The organism is Kribbella sp. WER1, assembly GCF_054189145.1.
Window position 1 is genome coordinate 4,745,899 of sequence record NZ_CM135186.1, and the last position, 19,713, is coordinate 4,765,611.

Below are 19,713 nucleotides of genomic sequence, written 5' to 3' on the forward strand. Positions count from 1 at the left end.
CTACGATCGCGGGATGTCTTTGGGTCGAGACTTCCGGCGGTTGTGGGTTGCGTTCACGGTCAGTGCGTTCGGATCGGCGGTCGGGCTCGGGGCGTTGCCGCTCGTCGCCGTGCTCGCGCTCGACTCCACCACCTTCCAGGTCTCGATGCTCGCCGCGTTGTCCGCGCTCGCCGGGGCGGCGCTCGCGTTGCCGATGGGCGACTTCATCGAGCAGCGGCACAAGCGGCCGGTGATGATCGCGTCGGACCTGGTGCGGTTCGTGGCGCTGGCGTCGGTGCCGGTCGCGGCCGCGTTCGGCGTACTGACATATGTGCACCTGTGTGTCGCGGGCGTGCTGCAGGCGGCGGGGACGATCGCGTTCCAGGCGGCGAGCGGGGCGCATCTGAAGGCCTTGGTTCCGGCGGCGGGGCGGGCCGAGGCGAACAGCCGGTTCGAGCAGACGAACTGGGTCTCGCTGAGCATCGGTCCGGCGCTCGGCGGTGCGCTGGTCAGCCTGGTCGGCGCGACCATGACGCTCGCCGTCGACGCGGTGTCGTTCCTCGGGTCGGCGCTCGGCATCCGGCGGATCCAGCAGCCCGAGCCGGAGCCGGTGAAGCGCGAGGGCAAGCGCGACATCACGGCCGGCTGGCGGTACATCTTCGAGCGTCGCAGCCTGCACGCCCTGTTCTGGAACGCGATGCTCTTCGGCGGTCCGGTGATGATGACGTCGCCGTTGCTGGCCGTCTTCATGCTGCGCGACCTCGGCCTCGCGCCGTGGAGCTACGGCGTGATGCTGGGCGTTTCGTGCATCGGCGGGATCGTCGGCGCGCGGATGGCGCCACGGCTGACGAAACGGTACGGCCTGCACTGGATGCTGCTCGTCTTCGGCGTACTGCGGGCACCGTGGCTGCTGCTGTTTCCGCTGGCGCCGCACGGGTGGGGCGGCTTCGTCGTACTCACGGTCGCCGAGACGGCGTTGCTCGTCGGGGCGGGGGCGTTCAACCCGTCGTTCGCGACGTACCGGATGGAGGTCACCGAGGACGGGTACATGGCGCGCGTCGTCGGATCGTGGTCGATCAGCTCGCGGTGCGTGCAGCCGGCGTTCATCGCGCTCGGCGGGGTGCTCGCGACGGTGGTCGGGATGCGGGGCGCGCTCTGGGTCGCGGGTATCTGCTGCACGCTGAGCGCCGTACTGCTGCCGTGGAAGTCGGCTAAACCAGCTGCATTGCCTGAGCCAGCCTGACGACCGAACCGACCTCTTCCACCTGACCGTCGAGGTACTCGGCAGCGGCCTCCGGCGGCAGCACCAGTACGTCGGTGACCTGTTCGCCGTCCGCGGGGTTCGTCGGCGGCTGCTCGATCACCACGTCCGCGACGTAGTTCGCCCAGTACGACACCGGGTGCGGCAGATGCGGACGGTACGGCGCCGGGCGCCGGTGGTCGGCCCGGTGTGCGCCGAGCCAGGTGAGCGGTCCGGTGAGCCGCGCGCCGGCCTCCTCGAGCAGCTCCCGCTCGACGAGCTGCTCGATCGTCTCGCCCGGTTCCCGGGTCCCGCCGGGCAGGAAACGCCAGCCGAGATCGTTGGCACAGACAACAACCCCGTCGGCGGTCCGGCAGACCACGTGCACGTTGCTGATCAACTCGTCCGGCGGCTGCTCCACCGTGTACCGGACGTCCAGCTCGCCCCACTCCCAGTACCCCGGCGCGAACAGGTCAGGGAACCGCTCCGCCCAGGGCTGCATAACCTCATTCTGCGCTACCGTCGCTGCCATGGCGCAGTCAGACCCCGAGCCCCGCCCACCCGCAGCGGAGCAGAACGGGCAGGTCGAGTCGGAGGAGACGGCTGCGTCGACCGAGTCGGCGGAGTCGAAAGAGCCGGAGCTGACCCCGGAGGAGAAAGCTCGCCGGACGGTCCGCACGTTCCTGTGGACGTGCGCCTGGCTCACCGTGCTCGCGGCGGCCTTCCTGCTCTCCGACATCGTCCAGTCGACCAAGTCCTTCGGCCCGGTCGGCTGGTTCAGCGTGGTGCTGACCTACCTGTCGGTGGCCGCCCTCCTTGTCGGGTACTTCGCCTGCGCGCTCGGCCGAGCCACCCTGCGCACCCGCCTGCTGAGCCGGTTCGACCTGTTCCAGGTCAGCACTCTGCTGATCGTCATCGCGGTCGTCTTCGGCCTGCTGATCCCGACCAGCCACAAGGCTGCCGTGGCGCTCCTGCTGCCGTGGGCGTTGACGTACTGGATGTACGGCCTGGACCGGGCCAAGCCGCCGGCCGACTCGGACGCGACTACGTGAGGTGTGACCGGAGGTAGTCGAGGTCGGCCTTCTGGCCGTTGTCCGCGTTCGGCGTCTCGACGACGACCGGGGCGCCGGCGGCCTGCACGACCGCGACGATGTCGGCCGGGTCGATGTGCCCGTCCTCGAAGTTGCTGTGCCGGTCCGCGCCGGAGCCGAACTCGTCGCGGGACCCGTTCGCGTGCACCAGGTCGATCCGCCCGGTGATCGCCAGCACCCGCTCGACGATCGTCGGCAGCTCCTCGCCGGCCGCATGGAAGTGGCACGTGTCCAGGCAGAACCCGACGTTCTCCAGCCGGTCGTTGCCGGACGCCTGCACCGCCTCCCAGAGCCGCTCGATGCGCTCCAACTGCCGGGCCATCGCGTTCTCCCCGCCGGCCGTGTTCTCGATCAGCAACGGCACCGGCAGGTCGGCCCGCTCGATGCACTTGCGCCAGTTGTCGAACCCGGCCTCCGGGTCGTCCTCGTCGCCGACGTGCCCGCCGTGCACGATCACGCCCTTGACGTCGATCTCGGCGGCCTTGTCCAGCGTCTGCTGCAACAGCTTCCGGCTCGGGATCCGGATCCGGTTGTTCGTGTTCGCGACGTTCAACCGGTACGGCGCATGCACGTACAGATCGACGCCTGCCGCGGACGCCCGCTCCTTGAGCGCGTCCTCACCGTCGGCGTACGCAAGCTTCGGCGCCTTGTAGTCCTGCGGATTCCCCAGGAAGAACTGCACCAGATCGGCCCCACGATCCGCGGCCTCCGCCAACGGATCCTCCTGGTCCACATGCGCACCGAGCTTCACAGTCATACCCACACCCTAGAACCGCCCACCGACAGTTCACGAACCCCAGCCGGCCGAGCGGGTGACCTGGCGTTGGCCGGGGGCGGGGGGCTGGACGGGGCGGCCTTCGAACTCTGTGGACAAGACGATGTGGGTGTTCATCTCGCCGTGTTCGCCGAGGCGTTCGAAGAGGCCTTCGAGGTGTTGCATCGAGGTGACGCGGACGCGGAGCATCGAGCAGGAGTTGCCGCTGAGCTTGTGGATCTCGAGGACTTCGGGGAAGTCCTCGGCGCGGGTGGTCTTGAGCAGGCAGCGGCCGGTGGTGCAGCGCATCTGGACGAACGCCGACAGCGGCTGGCCGGCGCGGGCGGGGTCGACCTCGGCGTGGTACCCGGTGATCACGCCCGCCTCTTCCAAGCGGCGTACCCGGTCGGCCACTGCGGGCGGGGAGAGGTTGACGCGCTTGCCGAGCTGGTTGAAGGACAGGCGGCCGTCGGACTGCAGTGCGGCGAGGATCTGCCAGTCGATGGAGTCAAGTTCTCGCTCCTGAAAGGTCATCTCTTCAGAACACCTTCGAAATCGATGGTGTGCAAGCCTGGACGCCTTTCTTCGGGTATTCTGCGGGCGGCTCCACCTTTCTAGCGTTGTGGGCATGCTGACTCCCGTCGTTCTCGCCGCCGCCCTGATGAACGCGGCAATGGTCGCTGCTAGCGCGGTCAGCGCGATCGTGATCGCCGACGACCTCGGTCCGGCATTGGCCGGGCTCCCTAACACCGCGGGCGTGCTCGGGACTGCCGTGGGCGCCGTACTGATCGGCCGTTGGACCTCACGGCTCAGCCGGGCTCAGGCGCTCCGCTTTGGGTACGCCGTGGGCGTGGCCGGCGCTGCGGGCACCGTACTGGCCGCTGTAGGTGCGCCGATCGCGCTCCTGTTCGTGGGGATGTTCCTACTGGGCGCAGGCAACGCGGCCAGCCTCCTGTCCCGCTACGCGGCGGCAGACCTCGCTCCGGCCGCCAAACGGGCGCGGGCGATGAGCACTGTCGTCTGGGCGAGCACACTCGGCGCTGCGGGCGGGCCGTTCCTCATGGCGCCCTCCCAGTCCGCCGCGTCCACCCTGGGCCTGCCCGAGCTCGCCGGACCGTTCCTACTCGCGCTGGCCGCAGTCTTCGCAGCGCTGGTCGCCTCGACGTACATCCGACGTACGGACGCCGCAGACGAGCCACAGGTCCGTACGGCGACCAGCGGGCGGCCTGTGCTCCTGGCCGCCGGCGTCATGGTCGTCGGGCAGCTCGTGATGGTGTCGGTGATGACGGCCGTCCCCGTCCACGCCCACCTGCACCACGACGGGCTGGGCGTGCTCGGCGTGATGCTGTCTGTCCACACCCTGGGGATGTTCGCGCTGTCGCCGCTAACCGGCTGGTGGATCGACCGCTCCGGGCCGCGCGTAGTGATGCTCGCCGGGCTAGCAGGACTGCTCGTAGCCGCCGTACTGGTCACCCGTACGGGCATGGTGTTCACGCCGTCACTGTTCCTGCTCGGGTACGCGTGGAACCTCTGCTACCTCGGCGGCAGCGCCCAGCTCGGATCAGCCACGCTGGAGAGCCGCGTGGAGTCCTCGATCTGGACGGTGTCCGCCCTGGCCACGGCCACGTCCCCTTGGCTGTTCACGCTGGGCGGCTTCCCCGTCCTGGCAGCACTCTCACTCACCCTCGCCGTACCGCTACTGGTCCTGGTGCTTCGCGAACGGACGGTGAGATTTGCTGACGTAAAGTGACTGCAGTCAGTCGCCGCGCCCACCGCGCTCGATGCCTCGCGCGTCCCGCTCCCGCGGCTCTCTTGCTCTCGGGCTCCGCTCCGACGATGGTCCCGCTTGGTCGCGCGGCGGAAACTCCACTCCGATGGAGATTCCCTGCTGCTCCCTGATGACCCGCATGTTCGTCTCCTGCCTGATGCGGGTTTGCTCCGCCATCTCCCGTTGCGCGCGCTCGAACCAGTCGTCCGCGATCTGCGGAGCCTTGGCCGGTTTCGGATCCGTGTAGCTGCCGCCGAATCCCTTCCACGTCGACTCCAGTTCGCGGCCGTACGCGATCACCTTCTGGACGAGGTCGATGCCGTTCGGCTTGTCCCGGAAGAGTCGGTTGGCCGTGTTGATCAGCCGCCCGACGCTGCCTGCGCCCGCGCGGTTCGGGCCCTTCTCGGTCATCTGCTCGAGCTGTCGGCGCAGCTCCTGGGCGGTCCGGCCTTCGCTTCGTTCGATTCGCTGCAGTGCCTCTTTGAGGTGAGGCTGCAGCTCCGGACCTGCCTGCTTCAGAGCCTTCGTCCGGAGGCGTTCCAGTTCCTGCTTGACGCGCTGGTCGTGCTTGGCCAGGCGGGCTCGGCGTTGGGCCTCGCTCTCGGCGCCGGATTCGACGTACAGCAGCTCGGCGTGGGCGCGGTGGCGCTGCACCGGTACGGCGGTGTCCGGTATGTCCCAGGCGATCCAGCCGGGCGCGGCCAGCGACTCGAAGTCGGCGCGTGCGTTCGCGGCGCGGTGGATCCGGTCGACCGTCACGGACCGTAGCGACTCGAGCAGATCTTCGGAGCCGTGCGCGTCGATGGCCGCGATCGTCTCGGGGACGCCGTACTGCTCGGCGAGCCGGATGTGGACGAGTTCGTGTTCGACCAGCGTGCGGAGGGCCCTCCGGTCCGCGGCGGCCACGGCGTCGAGCTCCGCGCGCAGCAGGCCGAGCGTGGCGGCGATCCGGGGGCTCGGATCGAGGTAATCCAGGACGATGCGGCCGTCCACGGTGCGGCGGGGATGCCTGTGGACAACGAGGTTATCCACAACCTCGCGCAGTACGGCCTCGTACCCGTCTCGGCTCCTGTCGGGGAGCAGATCGGCCGCGAGGTCCTCGAAGAACCTGTGCCCGTGCAGGTCCGCGGCCGCGATGGAGAAGTCGATCAGCGCGGGCAGGTGGCAGTACAACTGCTCCAACTCGGCGAGGTCCGTAGCGGGAAACACGATCGTCATGCCCCCGACGGTGGCGACCCGGCAGCCCCGGCGGGAGGGGCTGGCCGCGTCCGGCCAGGCGTTGGCAGCTTGGAGGCATCAGGCCTGTGGATATGGTCAAGTGGCCGTCCGAACGCTGGTACTCTTTTTGGTGTGGCCCGGTCCATCGACCGGGCTCATTGCTTGGCGCCGGTGGCAAGTGCCGGCGCGGAGCGCACCCGCATCGCCCTCCTGCCACGGAGAGACCGTGGCCGCCAAGTCCGAAGGAGGTGGAGTTCGCGCATGCGTCGTTACGAAGTCATGGTGATCCTCGACCCGGAGCTCGATGAGCGCACCGTGGAGCCGTCCATCGACCAGTACCTGAACATCGTCCGCAAGGAAGGTGGCACGGTCGAGAAGCTCGACATCTGGGGTCGTCGCAAGCTCGCTTATGACGTCAAGAAGAAGTCCGAAGGCATTTATGCCGTCGTCGACCTGACCGCCGAGCCGGCGGTGGTGAAGGAGCTCGACCGTCAGCTCACGCTGAACGAGTCGATCCTGCGCACCAAGGTCATCCGGCCGGACCAGCACTGACCCTGGGGTCGTCAGCAGCCATCGGTACTGTCGGCTCCAGCCGATACCAATAGCTGTAGACACAGCCACACCCGATAGCAGGAGGAACGGCAATGGCAGGCGAACCACCCATCACCCTGATCGGAAACCTCACGGGTGACCCGGAACTGCGCTTCACGCCCTCGGGCGCCGCGGTGGCGAATTTCACCGTCGCGTCGACCCCGCGGACGCTGGACCGGCAGAGCAACGAGTGGAAGGACGGGGAAACCCTCTTCATCTCGTGTTCGGTGTGGCGGCAGGTCGCCGAGAACGTTGCCGAGTCACTCACCCGCGGATCCCGGGTCGTCGTGACCGGGCGCCTGAAGGCGCGCAGCTACGACGACCGCGACGGGAACAAGCGCACCGTGTTCGAGTGCGATGTCGAGGAGATCGGCGCCAGCATGCGGTATGCGACGCTGAAGATCTCCAAGACCTCGCGCTCCGACGGCGGCGGTGGCGGCGGCTTCGGCGGTGGCGGCAACCAGGGTGGCGGTGGCTACCAGGGTGGCGGCAACCAAGGCGGCGGCTACGGCGGCAACCAAGGTGGCAACCAGGGGGGCGGCGCCCCCCAGAACGACCCCTGGGCAACCCCGCAGGGCGGCGGTCAGTCCGCCCAGCAGAACGACCCCTGGGCCAGCCAGGGCGGCGGCTCGATGGAGGAGCCTCCGTTCTGATCGGCCCGCAACACCACTAGTCAGTGACCATTCCGGCAGTCCTGCCGGGCTCTGGAAATAGGAAGAGAGCACCACAATGGCCAAGATCGTTCGGAAGCCGAAGAAGAAGGTCTGCGGCTTCTGCAAGGACAAGGCGACGTACGTCGATTACAAGGACACCGCGCTGCTGCGGAAGTTCATCTCGGACCGCGGCAAGATCCGCGCCCGCCGGGTGACCGGGAACTGCGTGCAGCACCAGCGCGACGTGGCCACCGCTATCAAGAACGCTCGTGAGGTGGCGCTGCTGCCGTACACGAGCACGGCTCGCTGAGGGAGGCGCGGACCATGAAGCTCATCCTGTCTCAGGAGGTCGAGGGCCTCGGAGCCCCCGGCGACATCGTCGAGGTCAAGGACGGCTACGGCCGGAACTACCTCGTCCCGCGCGGCCTGGCCATCGGCTGGACCCGCGGTGCGGAGAAGCAGATCCAGACGATCAAGCGGGCGCGCGACGCCCGGGCGATCCAGGGCAAGGAGCACGCGAGCGAGGTCAAGAACCAGCTCGAGCAGCTTGCCGTCAAGCTGGCGGTCAAGGCGGGTGACACCGGTCGCCTGTTCGGCTCGGTCACCCCGGCCGACATCGCCGGCGCGATCAAGGCCGCCGGCGGCCCCCTGGTCGAGAAGCGGGCGATCGCGATCGCCTCGCCGATCAAGACCACCGGCAAGCACCAGGTAGCCGTCCAACTGCACCCCGACGTGGCCGCCACGGTCCGCCTCGAGGTCGCAGCCGGCTGACAGCCGCAGCACAACGAAGGCCCGCATCCCCGTTGGGGGTGCGGGCCTTTGCCTTGTGCGGGCGATTCAGTTCTGTTGTGGACTCGGCCAGTCGGTGGGTTGAGGCTCGGTCGCTTCGCCCTTGACCGAGTCGGACGACGGCGGGGACGGCCAGTCCACCGGCTGCGGTTCGGCCGCGCTGCCCTGCTCGACGACGGTGACCGTCGGCCAGGCGGTCGGCGTCGGCTCCTCGTTGTCGGCGAGCGCACGCCCGGCCGGCAGCACCATCGTTGCCGCCAGCACCGCAGCCGTGAACCGCGCCGCCCGGCGCCCGAACCGACTCATTTCGACGGGTCCAGCGCGTAGAGGACGGAGCCGTACACGAGGATCGCGTGGTTGCCGGCGATGCCCCACGGCCGGGTCATGCCGGTCGGCATCAGGTAGGTCTTGCCGAGCGCCGACGCGGCGTACAGCTTCGTCGCGATCGTGCCGTAGACGTAGCCGCCGCTGATCGACAAGGGCTGGAAGTCCTTGATCGACGTGGTCTTGCCCGCGGTCAGGTTGATCATGCACTCGCCCCAGGCCGCGAACCTGTGCTGCACGTCCGGGACCCAGGCCCAGTGGTCGGGATCGGTGGACGAGGCGCTCGGGCAGATCGCGACAATCTTCCCGCTCGCCGTCGAATGCACGACCGGGATCGTTCGGTCCGGCTGCTTCGGGTCCGTCCACAGCACCAGCGTGTAGTCGGCGCTGGCGGTCACGACTTCCTTGAGGTTCCCCGACGGGACGCCCTTCGGCGGCGCCGGGTTGATCGTTACGAGGTCCTTGCCCGGCTGCGACCAGTCGAGCGGGCCGTTGGACAGGGCGTGCAGCGTCCGGTCGCCCTCGGCGAGCAGTGGCGTGGAGAACCGCAGCCCTTCCGGCGAGCCGACGAGCTTGCCGCCCGACACCACCATCGAGCCCGCGTCGCTGCTCAGCATGATCAGCGGAGACTTGCCGAAGTACGTGACCTTGGCGCCGTCCGGCAGCTCGAGCTTCGTCGGCAGCGCGCCGTTGCCGGCCCAGTACGACAAGGTGTCCGGCGTCGCGACCGCGAGTACCAGCTTGGAATCGACGGTCGTGTAGACCGGGCTGAGCGCGTCCTTGGTGACCTTGTCCTGCCACAGCAGCTTGCCGGCGCTGCTGAAGACCGCGACCTTCTGGTCCGTTGTCAGGATGGCGACCTCGGTACCGTCCGGCTTGATCGCCGGCGTACTGTTCGGCGCCATGTCCACCGTCCAGCTCGCGTGCGTCGACCAGCCCGGCGGCTGGGTCCGGGGCGGGTAATTGTCCGCCCTGACGTTCGGACCGGGCAGCACCGGGAGCTTCGGCGACTCGGTGACCACCGGCTTGTCGTGGCCGAGCTTGCTGAAGACGGACAGGTAGAGCACAGTGCCGAGGATGAGTACGAAAGCCACACCCATGGCCACGAAGATCGGCCACACCGACTTCTTGTTCCGGCGGTTGTCGGTGTCGATCGCATCGACCTGACCGTCCGGGTGGATGACCAGCGGCCAGGAGGCGCCGTCGGCCTCGACCGCGGTCGCCTTGACCGGGCGCCCCAACTGCGCCGCTCGCTCGGCGACCAACTGGATCGCGGCCTGCCGGGGATCGGAGTTGTTGAGCGGATGACTACGACCCGCGATCTTCACCTCGGCGTTGTGGTCGTCGTAGAGCCGAATCGTGACCTTCGGCCACGAAGGGATCTTCTCAGCCACGATGACCTCTCATTCCCGCCACAGGTCTCCCTCGTTCATCCGGTTCCGACGTCCTCGTTCTAGCATGTCCCCCGCACGAGGCATGCCAGGGATTCCGGGCACGCAGAAACCACGCGGGCCCGGCGGCTCGACTGACCCCGACAAGGGGGTAGAAACATCCTCGCCTGTGGATGGGTCATGAAAGTACACCCGGAAAGCGAGAGAATACGGTGGGCGACTGCCTGTGACGGAACGCGAGAGGAGGGGCCATGACGCAGAACCCGTGGACACGAGAGCAGTCTCCGGGTCCACAACAGCAGGCGTCAGCGGCTCCAGGACCTCAGCCGGACATCACCCCGCGAGGGCCGTCCGCCCCGCAGCACGGGGTGCCGGCGCCCGCGGAGGATCAGCGCTTGCCCAAGTTCGCGATTCCGGCGGCGGACACGTTGTGGTGGGTCGGTGTGCACGGTGGCGCCGGCGAGACGACGATGTCCGTGCTGCTTCCGGGGACCCGGGCGGCCAACCACCGTTGGCCGATCCCGCCACCGCCGGTGCCCACACCGGTGATCCTGGTCGCCCGGACCCACGGGTCCGGTCTGCGCGCCGCGCAGCGAGCCGCGATCGAGTGGGCCTCGGGAGTCGTGCAGGGCGTCGCCGTACTCGGCCTGGTGCTGATCGCGGACGCCCCGGGCCGGCTGCCCCGAGTGCTCGACGACTTCGCCGACATCGTCGGCGGAGGTGTCCCGAGGGTCTGGGACATTCCGTGGATCGAGGAGTGGCGTCGAGGGGAGGCTCCCACGCCTGACAACACCCCCGACGAGGTTTTCGAAGTACTTGAATCCATCTACGCACTTCGCGCGTCAAACCCAGCGGACTACCCCGCCCCGTACTGAAAGGTAAGAGAACCATGATGTTGGCACACCACCTGATCACGGAGCTCCCGAACGTGCTCCCCCAGGATGCGCCGCCCGGTGTCGAGGGTCCTTTGAAGCAGGTTCTGGGCTGGGTGAAGTGGCTTGCGTACGGCGTCTGCACGCTCGGCATCCTGATCGCCGGCGGCATGATGGCCGTCGGTCAGCGCCGCGGTGAGGGTGGCGAGCACGCCGCCCGTCTCGGCTGGGTGCTGGCCGCGTGCATCGTCATCGGCGCTGCCACCGCTCTGACCCAGGCCCTGGGAGGCTGGTAGTAGGTGGGGCTGTTCAGCAGGGGCACTGACTCCGATGGTGATTCCGACGGCGAAAACCCGACCCGCTCCTTCTTCGAGGAGCGTGGGTTCATCGCGTCGGCGATCATCATCGGAGCGGTGCTCATCTGCCTGGTGGTCTGGTTCATGACCCGTGGGTCGGGCTCCGGCCCGACCGCCGGTCCGACCCAGTCGCCGAGCACCTCTGCTCCTACCGGACAGCCCACCGAAGTAGAACCCACCGGCCCGCCCGCGACTCCGGTCGACACCCCACCGCCCGCCACCCAGACGGCCCCACCGCCGCCGACCAGCCACACCGGCGGGTGTCACGACAAGCAGCCGGACCAGGGCATTCCCCGAGCCGCTGCACCGACCGCGGTCACCTGGCAGTACGAGGCCCAGATGCTGGTCCCGCTGCAGGCGGCCAACGGTCCCGCGACCACCGGCCCGGACGGCGTCCGTTCGTGCTTCTCGCACTCGCCCACGGGCGCGGTGCTCGCCGCGATGGTGCTGCTCGGCCAGGTCCAGAATTCGGCCGTCAGCGTTGCCGCGCTGCGGGATCGGGTGCTGCCCGGCCCGGGCAAGACGCTGGCGATGGCCGCTGCCAAGCAGGACGCTCGCACGCCACCGACCGATGCCGGCAGCGTGCAGTTCGCCGGCTTCAAGGTGCTCTACTATCCGCAGAACGCCACCCAGACGATCGTTCAGATCGCGTGCGACCTGAACCGCAAGGCGTACGGGGCGATTCAGGTCACCATGCAGTGGTACCGCGGTGACTGGTACGCCGTCCTCCAGGACGACGGCACCTTCAACGGAACTGTGGAGCCCGACATCCTGTCCAGTCTCGACGGCTACGTTAGGTTCAGTGGTTCAGCATGATCGCACTTGGATGCTCGAAGTGGCCGTGGGACTGGGGCGACTGCATCAAGGACGGACTGAAGGTCGCCGTCGAGTGGGCGTTCGGTAAGTTCTTCGACTTCATCTTCGACGCGATCAAGAGCGTCGTCATCTCCGCCGTCGAGGCGGTGCTGAACGCGGTCGGCCTGATCTGGGTCCGGATCGGTACGCCGGACATCGCGGCGAACACCCCGGCGCTCTGGATCCAGGAGCACACCAAGTTCATCGCGTTGTTCATCGCGTCGATCGCGGTGATCGTCGGCGCGATCCAGATGGCGTTCTCGCACCGCGGTGAGCCGGCCAAGGAGATCCTGCGTTCGCTGATCACGCTGGTCGTGGTCTCGTTCTCGGCGACCGCTTTCGCGGGAGTGCTGATCGCGACGGCGGACGACTTCTCCGGCTGGATCATCGACCAGGCACTCGGGACCAACGACCACGAGTTCGCGAACCGGCTGGCAACACTGCTGATCGAGCCACTCAAGACTCCGAGCGAGGCGCTCGGCTTCTTGCTCGTGATCTTCGTCGGCATCCTGATGGTGATCACGTCGATCATCCAACTGGGCCTGATGCTGGTCCGTTACGCGATGCTGATCCTGCTGATCGGTGTGCTGCCGCTGACCGCGGCGGCGACGAACACCGAGATGGGGATGATGTGGTTCAAGCGCGCCTTGTCCTGGCTGGTCGCGTTCATCATCTACAAACCGGTGGCGGCGCTGATCTACGCCTCGGCGATCTACATGATGTCGGCCACGACCCCGACGTCCTCGCATGCGACGGGCGACACCAACCTGACCCTCAAGATCGTCATCGGCATCACGATGATGATCGTGGCCGTCGTCGCCCTGCCGGCCATTCTGAGATTCGTCTCGCCAAGGACGTCTTGACATGATTCCGCTGAACTGGGCCACGGATCTTCTCAAAGAGGCGTTGTCGAAGGTCCTGGCCCCTGTGATGGAAGCGGTGATGAGATTCGTGTTCGAGCCCATCCTGAACGCCATCGCCAAGGCTGTCGGAACCCTGATGGCCACGATCGCCACGTTCTGGATCTACGTGCCGACCCCGGACGTCGGCAACGCCGATGGGCAGCCGGCCAACGACACGGTCAGTTGGGTCTGGCAGCACACGAGCTTCATCGCGTTCTTCGTCGCCACGGTGGGACTGGTGTTCGGCTGTATCCAGATCGCCTGGGCGCAGCGCGGCGACTCGGCGCGTGAGGTACTGAAGTCGCTGATCACGCTCGGCATCGCCTCCGCGTTCGTGGTCGCCGCCGCGCAGGTGCTGGTCAAGGCCGGTGACATCTTCTCCAGCTGCATCGTGACCAGCGCCTTGGACACCGGGAACCAAGCCGGCTGGACGCAAGGCTGCCAAGACATAACGAACGCCGACCCCACCGCGTTCGGTACGACGATGGCGACCGTGCTGGGGTTCGGCGCAGTGGTGGCCGTCGCCGGTTCACCCTTGCTGATCGGCATCATGATCGCGATCGGCATCCTGACCGTGATCGCAAGCGTGATCCAGATCGTGCTGATGGTCGTCCGGACCGCGATGCTGATCCTGCTGCTCGGGGTGCTGCCGATCGCGGCGGCCGCGACACATACCGAGATGGGCAAGAACTGGTTCAAAAAGATCATCTCGTGGTTGCTCGCGTTCCTGTTGTACAAACCGGTCGCGGCGATCGTCTACGCGACAGCGATCCGCCTGGTCTCGAACAACGGCAACCTGAACTTCAAGTATTCGACGGCCGAGAAGATGCTCGAGGACCCGCACAACCTCGGCATGCTGGTGATGAACGTCGTCACCGGTCTGACGATGCTGGTCCTGGCCCTGTTCGCGATGCCGGCGCTGATGCGGTTCATCGCTCCGATGGTCGGGGCGACCGCGGGCGCGGCCGGAGCCGGCATGCTCGCGGCCCGAATGGCCGGCATGGACAAGCTCGGCGACATGGCGAACAAGAGTGCCGAACAGGGCAGCAGCGACGCCACCGGCAGCGGTGGCAGCGGCGAAGGCCCCAGCGGTGCACAGAACGTCGGAACCGCACCACAGCAAGCGCCTAGCGGTAGTGGCGCGGGCGGTGGCGGCGGTGGAGGCGCAGCGGCCGCGGGCGGTGAAGGCGGCGCGGCTGCGGGCGCGGGCGGCGGAGCGGCTGCCGGTGGTGGCGCAGCGGCCGGCGGCGGAGCGGCCGCGGGCGGTGGCGCTGCGGCTGCCGGTGGTGGTGCTGCCGCGGCCGCAGGCCCGGTCGGTGTCGCCGCGGTGGTCGCGATCAAGGCCGGCAAGGCCGTAAAGGACGGCGCCCAGGCACTGGGCACCGAAGCCATGGGCGAGGACGCCGGTGGCGGCGGTGGCGGTGGCGGGGGAGGCGGCGGTGGTGGCGGTGGTGGCGGTGGCGGCACTGGCCCGTCCGGCGCCACTCGCAACACCTCGCAGGGCTCGAACGACAGCGGTGGAGGCGACCAGCCACCACCTCCACCACCAGCACCGGACGGACCAAGTGGCAGCGGCTGAGAACGTACGACGCGCACCCCGCACCTACGGCAACTGGCGACAGCCCGCTTCGGCGGGTATCGCCGGTCTGGGCATGCTTGGCACCGGCCTGTTGATGGGTGGCCTGCTGGCCGTCGTCTTCGCGACGATGGCCGGCGGTATCCAGGCCGCCCTGGTCACGTTGCTGATCGTCGGCGCGGGGCTGGGGCTGCTGGTCACCAAGGACAAGCACGGGCAGTCCACGCTGCAGCGGCTCTCGACCTACATTGGATGGCAACGAGCAAAGATGGCTAAGCACAACCTTTACCGTTCCGGCCCGCTCGGTCGCACCGCTTGGGGCAAGTTCCAGCTCCCCGGTCTCGCCGCGGCCTCTCAGCTGAGTGAGTACCAGGACTCGTACGGGCGCCCGTTCGCGCTGCTGTTCTACCCGAGCACCCGGCACTTCACGGTCGTCATCAACGCCGAGCCCGACGGTGCCTCACTCGTCGACGAGGAGCAGGTCGACATCTGGGTGGCGCACTGGGGCCAGTGGCTGGCATCGCTCGGCCACGAGCCAGGCATTGTCGCCGCCTCGGTGACGGTGGAGACCGCGCCGGACACCGGCATCCGGCTGCGCCGCGAGGTCGGCAGCAACATGATGGACGGTACGCCGCCGATCGCCCGCGCGATGCTGACCGAGGTCGTGCAGACGTACCCCGAGGGCTCCGCGCTGGTGTCGGCCCGGGTCGCGCTGACCTTCAAGGGCACCGACCGGAGCGGCAAGCGCCGTAAGGAAGACGACATGGGTCGCGAGCTGGCAGCCCGGCTGCCCGCGCTCACCCAGAGCCTCAACGCGACCGGTGCGGGTGCGGCCCGGCCGGTCAGCGCGCAGGAGCTGTGCGAGGCGATCCGGATCGCGTACGACCCGGCGTCGGCGGCGTTGATCGACGAGGCCCGCGGCCAGGGCATGCCGCCCGAGCTGCAGTGGACCGATGTCGGCCCGGCCGCCGCGCAGGCGTTCTGGGACAAGTACCGGCACGACTCGGCCTGGTCCGTGACCTGGCAGATGTCACAGGCGCCGCGTGGTGAGGTGTTCTCGTCGGTCCTGTCGCAGCTGGTCGCGCCGCACGCGGACATCGACCGCAAGCGCGTGACGCTGCTCTACCGCCCGCTGGACGCCGGTACGGCGGCCCGGATGGTCGAGGCGGACAAGCGCAACGCGTCCTTCCGCGCCACGGCGTCCTCGCGCCCGTCCGCCCGGAACCTGGCAGAGGCCCGGGCCGCGGACCGGTCGGCACAGGAAGAGGCCCGCGGTGCGGGTCTGGTCAACTTCGGCATGGTCGTGACCGGCACGGTGATGACGGCGGAGCAGATCCCGGACATGATCGCCGCGGTCGACAACCTCGGAGCCACCGCCCGCGTGCTGCTGCGTACGTCGTACGGCTCGCAGGACTCTGCTTTCGTTGCCGGGTTGCCGCTGGGTGTCGTGATCCAGAGCCACCTGGCGGTTCCGGCCGGGCTGCGGGAATCTCTATGATTGAGCCCCGCACAGTGGCACCTGGGGAGTCACAGTGAGCGACAAGAAGCAGAAGCAGAAAAAGCCGGTGGATCCGACCCGCCGGGGCCGACGGCCGATGCCGCGCGGCTGGCCCGGTCCGGGCGGAGGCTACTCGACGTACCTGCAGGCTCCACAGGAGTGGCGTGGTACGACGGTCCAGGTCTGTGGAATGTGGCCGTTCGGCGCCGGTACGGGCAGCCCGATGGTGGGTGTGCCGATCGGGCGGAACATCCTGTCCGGCGCGACCATGTGCTGTGATCCGATCAGCTGGTTCATGCGGGCGAAGCTGATCTCGAACCCGTCGATGTTCGTGCTCGGCAAGCCGGGTCTGGGCAAGTCGACGATCACCCGGCGGATGGCGCTCGGCCTCGCCGGGTACGGCGTACAGCCGCTGGTGCTGGGCGACCTGAAGCCGGACTACAAGGACCTCATCGAGGCGCTCGGCGGGCAGGTCATCCAGCTCGGACGTGGTCGCGGGCACCTGAATGTGCTGGACCCGGGTGAGTCCCGCGAGGCCGCGCTGCGGCTGACCGGCAAGGCCCGGGAGGCGATCCAGGCGGACGCGCACGGTCGCCGGCAGACGATGGTGTCGGCGCTGATCGCGATCATGCGGAACCAGAACCCGAACGACCGCGAGGAGACCATCCTCGACGAGGCGCTCAAGGTCCTGGACGAGCGGTTCCAAGGTACGCCGGTGCTCCGCGACCTGCTGCAGGTCATCCAGGACGCCCCGGACCGGGTCCGCAACGTGGCGCTTGACCGCGGCAGCCTGGACCGCTACCGGCAGATCACCGAAGGCCTCGAGGCGTCGCTGATCGGTCTGGTCGGCGGTGGCCGGCTGGGCGAGATCTTCTCCGAGCAGACCGACAACCCGATGCAGATGGACCGCCCGGTCGTGTTCGACGTGTCGAACGTCGACGACTCGGAGACCAGCCTGCAGGCCGCCGTACTGCTGGCCTGCTGGTCGTACGGGTTCGGCGCGGTCGCGGTCTCCCAGGCGCTGGCGGACGCCGGGCTGGAGCCACGGCGGCACTACTTCGTCATCCTGGACGAGCTCTGGCGGGTACTGCGGGCCGGAAGTGGCCTGGTCGACCGGGTCGACGCGCTCACCCGTCTGAACCGGCAGCGTGGTGTCGGCATGGCGATGATCTCGCACACCATGTCCGACCTGCTGGCGCTGCCGAACCCCGAGGACCGGATGAAGGCGAAGGGTTTCGTCGAGCGTTCCGGCATGGTCATCTGCGGCGGTCTGCCGCGCGCCGAGATGGACAACCTGACCGAGGTCGTGTCGATGTCCATGGAGGAGCAGAACATGCTCGTCGGCTGGCAGGACCCGCCGGCCTGGGACCCGGCGACCGGCAAGGAGGCAGCGCCTCCTGGTCGAGGAAACTTCCTGATCAAGGTCGGTGGCCGCCCGGGGATCCCGGTGCATGTCGGTCTGACCTCGGTCGAGCGGGAGATCAACGACACCAACAAGCTGTGGACGACGGGCGAGAACGGTCAGCCACAGGTTGTCGAGGTTGCGCCGGACGGCTCCGAAGCCGTCGTCGGCGAGTACAACCTGGACGACCCTGCGATGCTGCCGCCGCCCGACCCGAACACCCGGGTCTCCGCGCGGACGGGAGTTGACGAGTAATGGCCGACGGCAAGCGGAGTACCGGACCGGGCGGGATCTCGCCCGAGGCGATCTTCATCTTCGTCGGCCTCGGCGCGCTCGCGATCGTCGTGTTCGTGGTGTGGATCGCGCTGAAGATCGCGTCGCTGGTCAACGGCACGCTGCCGGCGAACAACCCGTTCAACGCGATCGTCGACCTGGCCAAGGGCAACATCGCCTGGTCGGGTGCCGCGACCGGCGTGCTGATCGTCGAGGTCGTGGTGCTGCTCGGCATCACGAGCGGCATCTGGTGGTACGTCCGGAACCACAAGCAGTCGATCGGTCGGGTGGACCGGCAGGCGTCGTTGATGGCGAAGCGGTCGGAGATCTACAAGCTGACCCGTGAAGGCGCGCAGGAGAAGGCGAACCAGCTCGGTATCGCCGACTCGGGCCCGGGCATCCTGATCGGCCGGACGGTGCAGGGCAACCTCGAGGTCTTCGGCAACTGGGAAGACATGCACGTCGACATCTGGGGTCCGCGGACCGGTAAGACCACGTCGCGCGCGGTGCCGGCGATCCTGGACGCGCCGGGCTGCGTGATCGCCACCTCGAACAAGCGCGACATCGTCGACGCCACCCGCGGCCCGCGGTCGGAGAAGGGCCCGCTGTGGGTGTTCGACCCGCAGGAGGTCTGCGAGGAGCCGCCGAACTGGTGGTGGAACCCGCTGACCTACATCACCGACGAGACCAAGGCCCGTGAGCTGGCCGAGCACTTCGTCGCCTCGCAGCGCACCGTCGGCGCGCAGACCGACGCGTTCTTCGACGCCGCCGGTACGGACCTGCTGGCCGGTCTGCTGCTCGCCGCCGCGGTGGCGAAGCGGCCGATCACTCAGGTGTACAGCTGGCTGGCCGACCAGCGGAACGACGAGCCCGAGCGGATCCTCCGCAACACCCCGGGCCTGCAGCTGTCCGCGGACGCGCTGGCGGGTGTCATCAACGCCCCGGACAAGCAGCGCGCGGGTGTCTACGGTACGGCGCAGCAGAGCGCCCAGTTCCTGGTCAACCGCAAGGTCACCCGCTGGGTGATCCCGAACGGGCCGAACGACAACCGCCCGCAGTTCAACCCGCACGAGTTCGTCCGCAAGGGCGGCACGCTCTACAGCCTTTCCAAGGAAGGCGCTGGTACGGCGGGACCGCTGGTCACCGCGCTCACCGTCGCCGTCGCCGAGGCCGCCGAGCAGTACGCCCGCGGCTGCCCGCTCGGCCGGATGCCGAAGCCGTTGGTCGGCGTCCTGGACGAGGCCGCGAACGTCTGCCGCTGGAAGAACCTCCCGGACCTGTACTCGCACTTCGGTTCCCGCGGCATCGTGCTGATGACGATCCTGCAGTCCTGGGCGCAGGGCCAGGAGTGCTGGGGCGACCACGGCATGGAGAAGCTCTGGGGCTCGGCCAATATCCGCGTGTACGGCGGTGGCGGCGCGGACCCGAACTTCCTCGAGCGGCTCAGCAAGATGGTCGGCGAGTACGACATCCAGTCGAACTCGGTGTCCTACAACGAGGGCAAGCGCGGTACCAGCCAGCAGACCCAGCGGCACAACATCTTCGACGTGTCCGCGCTCGCCGCGCTGCCGGCCGGGCGGGCCGTCGTCCTGTCGTCGGGGCAGCCGGCGACGCTGGTGAAGACGGTCCCGTGGTTCAGCCGGCCGGACGCCGGTACGGTGAAGGCGTCGCTGGCGAAGTACGATCCCGGAGCGGCGTCGAACGTCCCGGTGAGCAACAACCCGTGGGTGGCCTCGCAGCAGCCGGCGCTCCAGCAGCGCGGCCCGGAGCGCCCGGTCTGGGAGCAGAACGAGGGGAACACCGGTGGATGGTGAACAGGAGCTCTTCTACCCGCACGTCGCGGAGTTCGTCGAAGACCGGCTGATCTACCTGTACACCCGGCGGCTCGGGCAGCAGTTCGTCTGGTGCCCCGAGTGGTACCGGCATGCGGAGGCGCTCAGCCGGCTGGACTCGATCTGGCGCGCCTGGGAGCACCTGCGGCTGGACCCGGCGACCGGGATGTCGGTCTGGTGGCGGGACCACGCGGACCCGCACATGATGGCGCTGCTGGACCCGGACGGCCCGTTCGCGGCCTGCCGGAACAACCAGCACACCGACTACCCGATCCCGCCGCTGCCGGTGCAAGAGCCGCCGGCCGGCCTCTTCTTCGACCAGCGCCAGCCGAACATCCGCGGCGTCTGA

22 protein-coding genes are annotated in these 19,713 nt (G+C 68.5%); 16 read left to right on the top strand and 6 right to left on the bottom strand.

Features of this window, described 5'->3' with window-relative positions:
- Positions 1-13 precede the first annotated feature (13 nt).
- Entirely contained in the window at positions 14-1,222 is a 1,209-nt protein-coding gene (locus ACXJJ3_RS22915) for an MFS transporter (RefSeq protein WP_458163877.1), read from the top strand.
- On the opposite strand, the gene ACXJJ3_RS22920 is transcribed toward ACXJJ3_RS22915, so the two are convergent.
- Positions 1,191-1,721, bottom strand: a complete 531-nt coding sequence (locus ACXJJ3_RS22920) for an NUDIX domain-containing protein (RefSeq protein WP_458163878.1) — start codon at positions 1,719-1,721, stop codon at positions 1,191-1,193. The genes ACXJJ3_RS22915 and ACXJJ3_RS22920 overlap by 32 nt on opposite strands.
- Before the next feature lie 28 nt (positions 1,722-1,749).
- On the opposite strand from ACXJJ3_RS22920, the gene ACXJJ3_RS22925 reads away from it, so the two are divergent.
- Positions 1,750-2,271 carry a hypothetical protein gene (locus ACXJJ3_RS22925; RefSeq protein WP_458163879.1) on the top strand — a complete coding sequence of 174 codons (522 nt, stop codon included), beginning with the start codon at positions 1,750-1,752 and terminating at the stop codon, positions 2,269-2,271.
- Here ACXJJ3_RS22925 and ACXJJ3_RS22930 read toward each other — a convergent pair.
- Both ACXJJ3_RS22930 and ACXJJ3_RS22935 read right to left on the bottom strand, forming a co-directional pair.
- Complete coding sequence (locus ACXJJ3_RS22930; RefSeq protein WP_458163880.1) at positions 2,264-3,067, bottom strand: deoxyribonuclease IV; 804 nt, start codon at positions 3,065-3,067, stop codon at positions 2,264-2,266. The genes ACXJJ3_RS22925 and ACXJJ3_RS22930 overlap by 8 nt on opposite strands.
- Before the next feature lie 30 nt (positions 3,068-3,097).
- A complete protein-coding gene (locus tag ACXJJ3_RS22935; RefSeq protein WP_458163881.1) occupies positions 3,098-3,598 on the bottom strand; it encodes an Lrp/AsnC family transcriptional regulator in 501 nt (166 codons plus the stop codon).
- 94 nt (positions 3,599-3,692) lie between these two features.
- On the opposite strand from ACXJJ3_RS22935, the gene ACXJJ3_RS22940 reads away from it, so the two are divergent.
- On the top strand, positions 3,693-4,814 hold the full coding sequence (locus ACXJJ3_RS22940; RefSeq protein WP_458163882.1) for an MFS transporter: 1,122 nt from the start codon (positions 3,693-3,695) through the stop codon (positions 4,812-4,814).
- 6 nt (positions 4,815-4,820) lie between these two features.
- Here ACXJJ3_RS22940 and ACXJJ3_RS22945 read toward each other — a convergent pair whose 3' ends face one another.
- Positions 4,821-6,050: a hypothetical protein gene (locus ACXJJ3_RS22945; protein ID WP_458163883.1), complete on the bottom strand. Its 1,230-nt coding sequence runs from the start codon at positions 6,048-6,050 to the stop codon at positions 4,821-4,823.
- Positions 6,051-6,311: 261 nt separating this feature from the next.
- Here ACXJJ3_RS22945 and rpsF point away from each other — a divergent pair, with 261 nt between their 5' ends.
- The 4 genes from rpsF (at position 6,312) to rplI (ending at position 8,065) form a co-directional block, all read left to right on the top strand.
- Positions 6,312-6,602, top strand: a complete 291-nt coding sequence (gene rpsF / locus ACXJJ3_RS22950; protein ID WP_130386399.1) for a 30S ribosomal protein S6 — start codon at positions 6,312-6,314, stop codon at positions 6,600-6,602.
- Positions 6,603-6,694: 92 nt separating this feature from the next.
- On the top strand, positions 6,695-7,294 hold the full coding sequence (locus tag ACXJJ3_RS22955; RefSeq protein WP_458163884.1) for a single-stranded DNA-binding protein: 600 nt from the start codon (positions 6,695-6,697) through the stop codon (positions 7,292-7,294).
- 76 nt (positions 7,295-7,370) lie between these two features.
- Complete coding sequence (gene rpsR / locus ACXJJ3_RS22960) at positions 7,371-7,604, top strand: 30S ribosomal protein S18 (protein ID WP_132320771.1); 234 nt, start codon at positions 7,371-7,373, stop codon at positions 7,602-7,604.
- 14 nt (positions 7,605-7,618) lie between these two features.
- Positions 7,619-8,065, top strand: a complete 447-nt coding sequence (rplI, locus tag ACXJJ3_RS22965) for a 50S ribosomal protein L9 (protein WP_458163885.1) — start codon at positions 7,619-7,621, stop codon at positions 8,063-8,065.
- Positions 8,066-8,131: 66 nt separating this feature from the next.
- Here the strand turns inward: rplI and ACXJJ3_RS22970 are convergent, their stop codons facing one another.
- Together ACXJJ3_RS22970 and ACXJJ3_RS22975 are read right to left on the bottom strand one after the other, a co-directional pair.
- Positions 8,132-8,389: a hypothetical protein gene (locus tag ACXJJ3_RS22970; RefSeq protein WP_458163886.1), complete on the bottom strand. Its 258-nt coding sequence runs from the start codon at positions 8,387-8,389 to the stop codon at positions 8,132-8,134.
- Entirely contained in the window at positions 8,386-9,801 is a 1,416-nt protein-coding gene (locus ACXJJ3_RS22975; protein WP_458163887.1) for a hypothetical protein, read from the bottom strand. The genes ACXJJ3_RS22970 and ACXJJ3_RS22975 overlap by 4 nt, the downstream gene beginning before the upstream one ends.
- A 392-nt stretch (positions 9,802-10,193) precedes the next feature.
- Here ACXJJ3_RS22975 and ACXJJ3_RS22980 point away from each other — a divergent pair, with 392 nt between their 5' ends.
- The 9 genes from ACXJJ3_RS22980 to ACXJJ3_RS23020 are packed head-to-tail and all read left to right on the top strand — an operon-like array spanning position 10,194 to position 19,713.
- On the top strand, positions 10,194-10,673 hold the full coding sequence (locus ACXJJ3_RS22980; protein ID WP_325042293.1) for a DUF6668 family protein: 480 nt from the start codon (positions 10,194-10,196) through the stop codon (positions 10,671-10,673).
- A 14-nt stretch (positions 10,674-10,687) separates the two neighbouring features.
- Positions 10,688-10,966, top strand: a complete 279-nt coding sequence (locus ACXJJ3_RS22985; protein ID WP_209696637.1) for a TrbC/VirB2 family protein — start codon at positions 10,688-10,690, stop codon at positions 10,964-10,966.
- Between the two features lie 3 nt (positions 10,967-10,969).
- Positions 10,970-11,842 (top strand): hypothetical protein, encoded by an 873-nt coding sequence (locus ACXJJ3_RS22990; protein WP_458163888.1) that lies wholly within the window; start codon positions 10,970-10,972, stop codon positions 11,840-11,842.
- The gene (locus tag ACXJJ3_RS22995; RefSeq protein WP_458163889.1) at positions 11,839-12,744 is read left to right on the top strand and encodes a hypothetical protein; all 906 of its coding nucleotides are present in this window, start codon (positions 11,839-11,841) and stop codon (positions 12,742-12,744) included. The genes ACXJJ3_RS22990 and ACXJJ3_RS22995 overlap by 4 nt, the downstream gene beginning before the upstream one ends.
- Position 12,745: 1 nt before the next feature.
- Positions 12,746-14,362, top strand: a complete 1,617-nt coding sequence (locus ACXJJ3_RS23000) for a hypothetical protein (RefSeq protein ID WP_458163890.1) — start codon at positions 12,746-12,748, stop codon at positions 14,360-14,362.
- Positions 14,349-15,857 (top strand): SCO6880 family protein, encoded by a 1,509-nt coding sequence (locus ACXJJ3_RS23005; RefSeq protein WP_458163891.1) that lies wholly within the window; start codon positions 14,349-14,351, stop codon positions 15,855-15,857. The genes ACXJJ3_RS23000 and ACXJJ3_RS23005 overlap by 14 nt, the downstream gene beginning before the upstream one ends.
- A gap of 34 nt (positions 15,858-15,891) precedes the next feature.
- Positions 15,892-17,514 carry an ATP/GTP-binding protein gene (locus tag ACXJJ3_RS23010; protein ID WP_458163892.1) on the top strand — a complete coding sequence of 541 codons (1,623 nt, stop codon included), beginning with the start codon at positions 15,892-15,894 and terminating at the stop codon, positions 17,512-17,514.
- Entirely contained in the window at positions 17,514-19,346 is a 1,833-nt protein-coding gene (locus tag ACXJJ3_RS23015; protein WP_458163893.1) for a type IV secretory system conjugative DNA transfer family protein, read from the top strand. The genes ACXJJ3_RS23010 and ACXJJ3_RS23015 overlap by 1 nt, the downstream gene beginning before the upstream one ends.
- Positions 19,336-19,713, top strand: a complete 378-nt coding sequence (locus ACXJJ3_RS23020; protein WP_141856453.1) for a DUF4913 domain-containing protein — start codon at positions 19,336-19,338, stop codon at positions 19,711-19,713. Before ACXJJ3_RS23015 ends, ACXJJ3_RS23020 begins: the two co-directional genes overlap by 11 nt.

Excerpts from the sequence above, each read along its gene's own strand:
- ACXJJ3_RS22955 (WP_458163884.1), top strand. The coding sequence starts at position 6,695 with ATGGCAGGCGAACCACCCATCACCCTGATCGGAAACCTCACGGGTGAC.
- ACXJJ3_RS22925 (WP_458163879.1), top strand. The coding sequence starts at position 1,750 with ATGGCGCAGTCAGACCCCGAGCCCCGCCCACCCGCAGCGGAGCAGAAC.
- ACXJJ3_RS23000 (WP_458163890.1), top strand. The coding sequence starts at position 12,746 with ATGATTCCGCTGAACTGGGCCACGGATCTTCTCAAAGAGGCGTTGTCG.
- ACXJJ3_RS22915 (WP_458163877.1), top strand. The coding sequence starts at position 14 with ATGTCTTTGGGTCGAGACTTCCGGCGGTTGTGGGTTGCGTTCACGGTC.
- rpsR (WP_132320771.1), top strand. The coding sequence starts at position 7,371 with ATGGCCAAGATCGTTCGGAAGCCGAAGAAGAAGGTCTGCGGCTTCTGC.
- ACXJJ3_RS22930 (WP_458163880.1), bottom strand. The coding sequence starts at position 3,067 with ATGACTGTGAAGCTCGGTGCGCATGTGGACCAGGAGGATCCGTTGGCG.
- ACXJJ3_RS22985 (WP_209696637.1), top strand. The coding sequence starts at position 10,688 with ATGATGTTGGCACACCACCTGATCACGGAGCTCCCGAACGTGCTCCCC.
- ACXJJ3_RS22935 (WP_458163881.1), bottom strand. The coding sequence starts at position 3,598 with ATGACCTTTCAGGAGCGAGAACTTGACTCCATCGACTGGCAGATCCTC.
- ACXJJ3_RS22940 (WP_458163882.1), top strand. The coding sequence starts at position 3,693 with ATGCTGACTCCCGTCGTTCTCGCCGCCGCCCTGATGAACGCGGCAATG.
- ACXJJ3_RS22920 (WP_458163878.1), bottom strand. The coding sequence starts at position 1,721 with ATGCAGCCCTGGGCGGAGCGGTTCCCTGACCTGTTCGCGCCGGGGTAC.
- ACXJJ3_RS22970 (WP_458163886.1), bottom strand. The coding sequence starts at position 8,389 with ATGAGTCGGTTCGGGCGCCGGGCGGCGCGGTTCACGGCTGCGGTGCTG.
- ACXJJ3_RS22945 (WP_458163883.1), bottom strand. The coding sequence starts at position 6,050 with ATGACGATCGTGTTTCCCGCTACGGACCTCGCCGAGTTGGAGCAGTTG.
- rplI (WP_458163885.1), top strand. The coding sequence starts at position 7,619 with ATGAAGCTCATCCTGTCTCAGGAGGTCGAGGGCCTCGGAGCCCCCGGC.
- ACXJJ3_RS22995 (WP_458163889.1), top strand. The coding sequence starts at position 11,839 with ATGATCGCACTTGGATGCTCGAAGTGGCCGTGGGACTGGGGCGACTGC.
- rpsF (WP_130386399.1), top strand. The coding sequence starts at position 6,312 with ATGCGTCGTTACGAAGTCATGGTGATCCTCGACCCGGAGCTCGATGAG.
- ACXJJ3_RS23015 (WP_458163893.1), top strand. The coding sequence starts at position 17,514 with ATGGCCGACGGCAAGCGGAGTACCGGACCGGGCGGGATCTCGCCCGAG.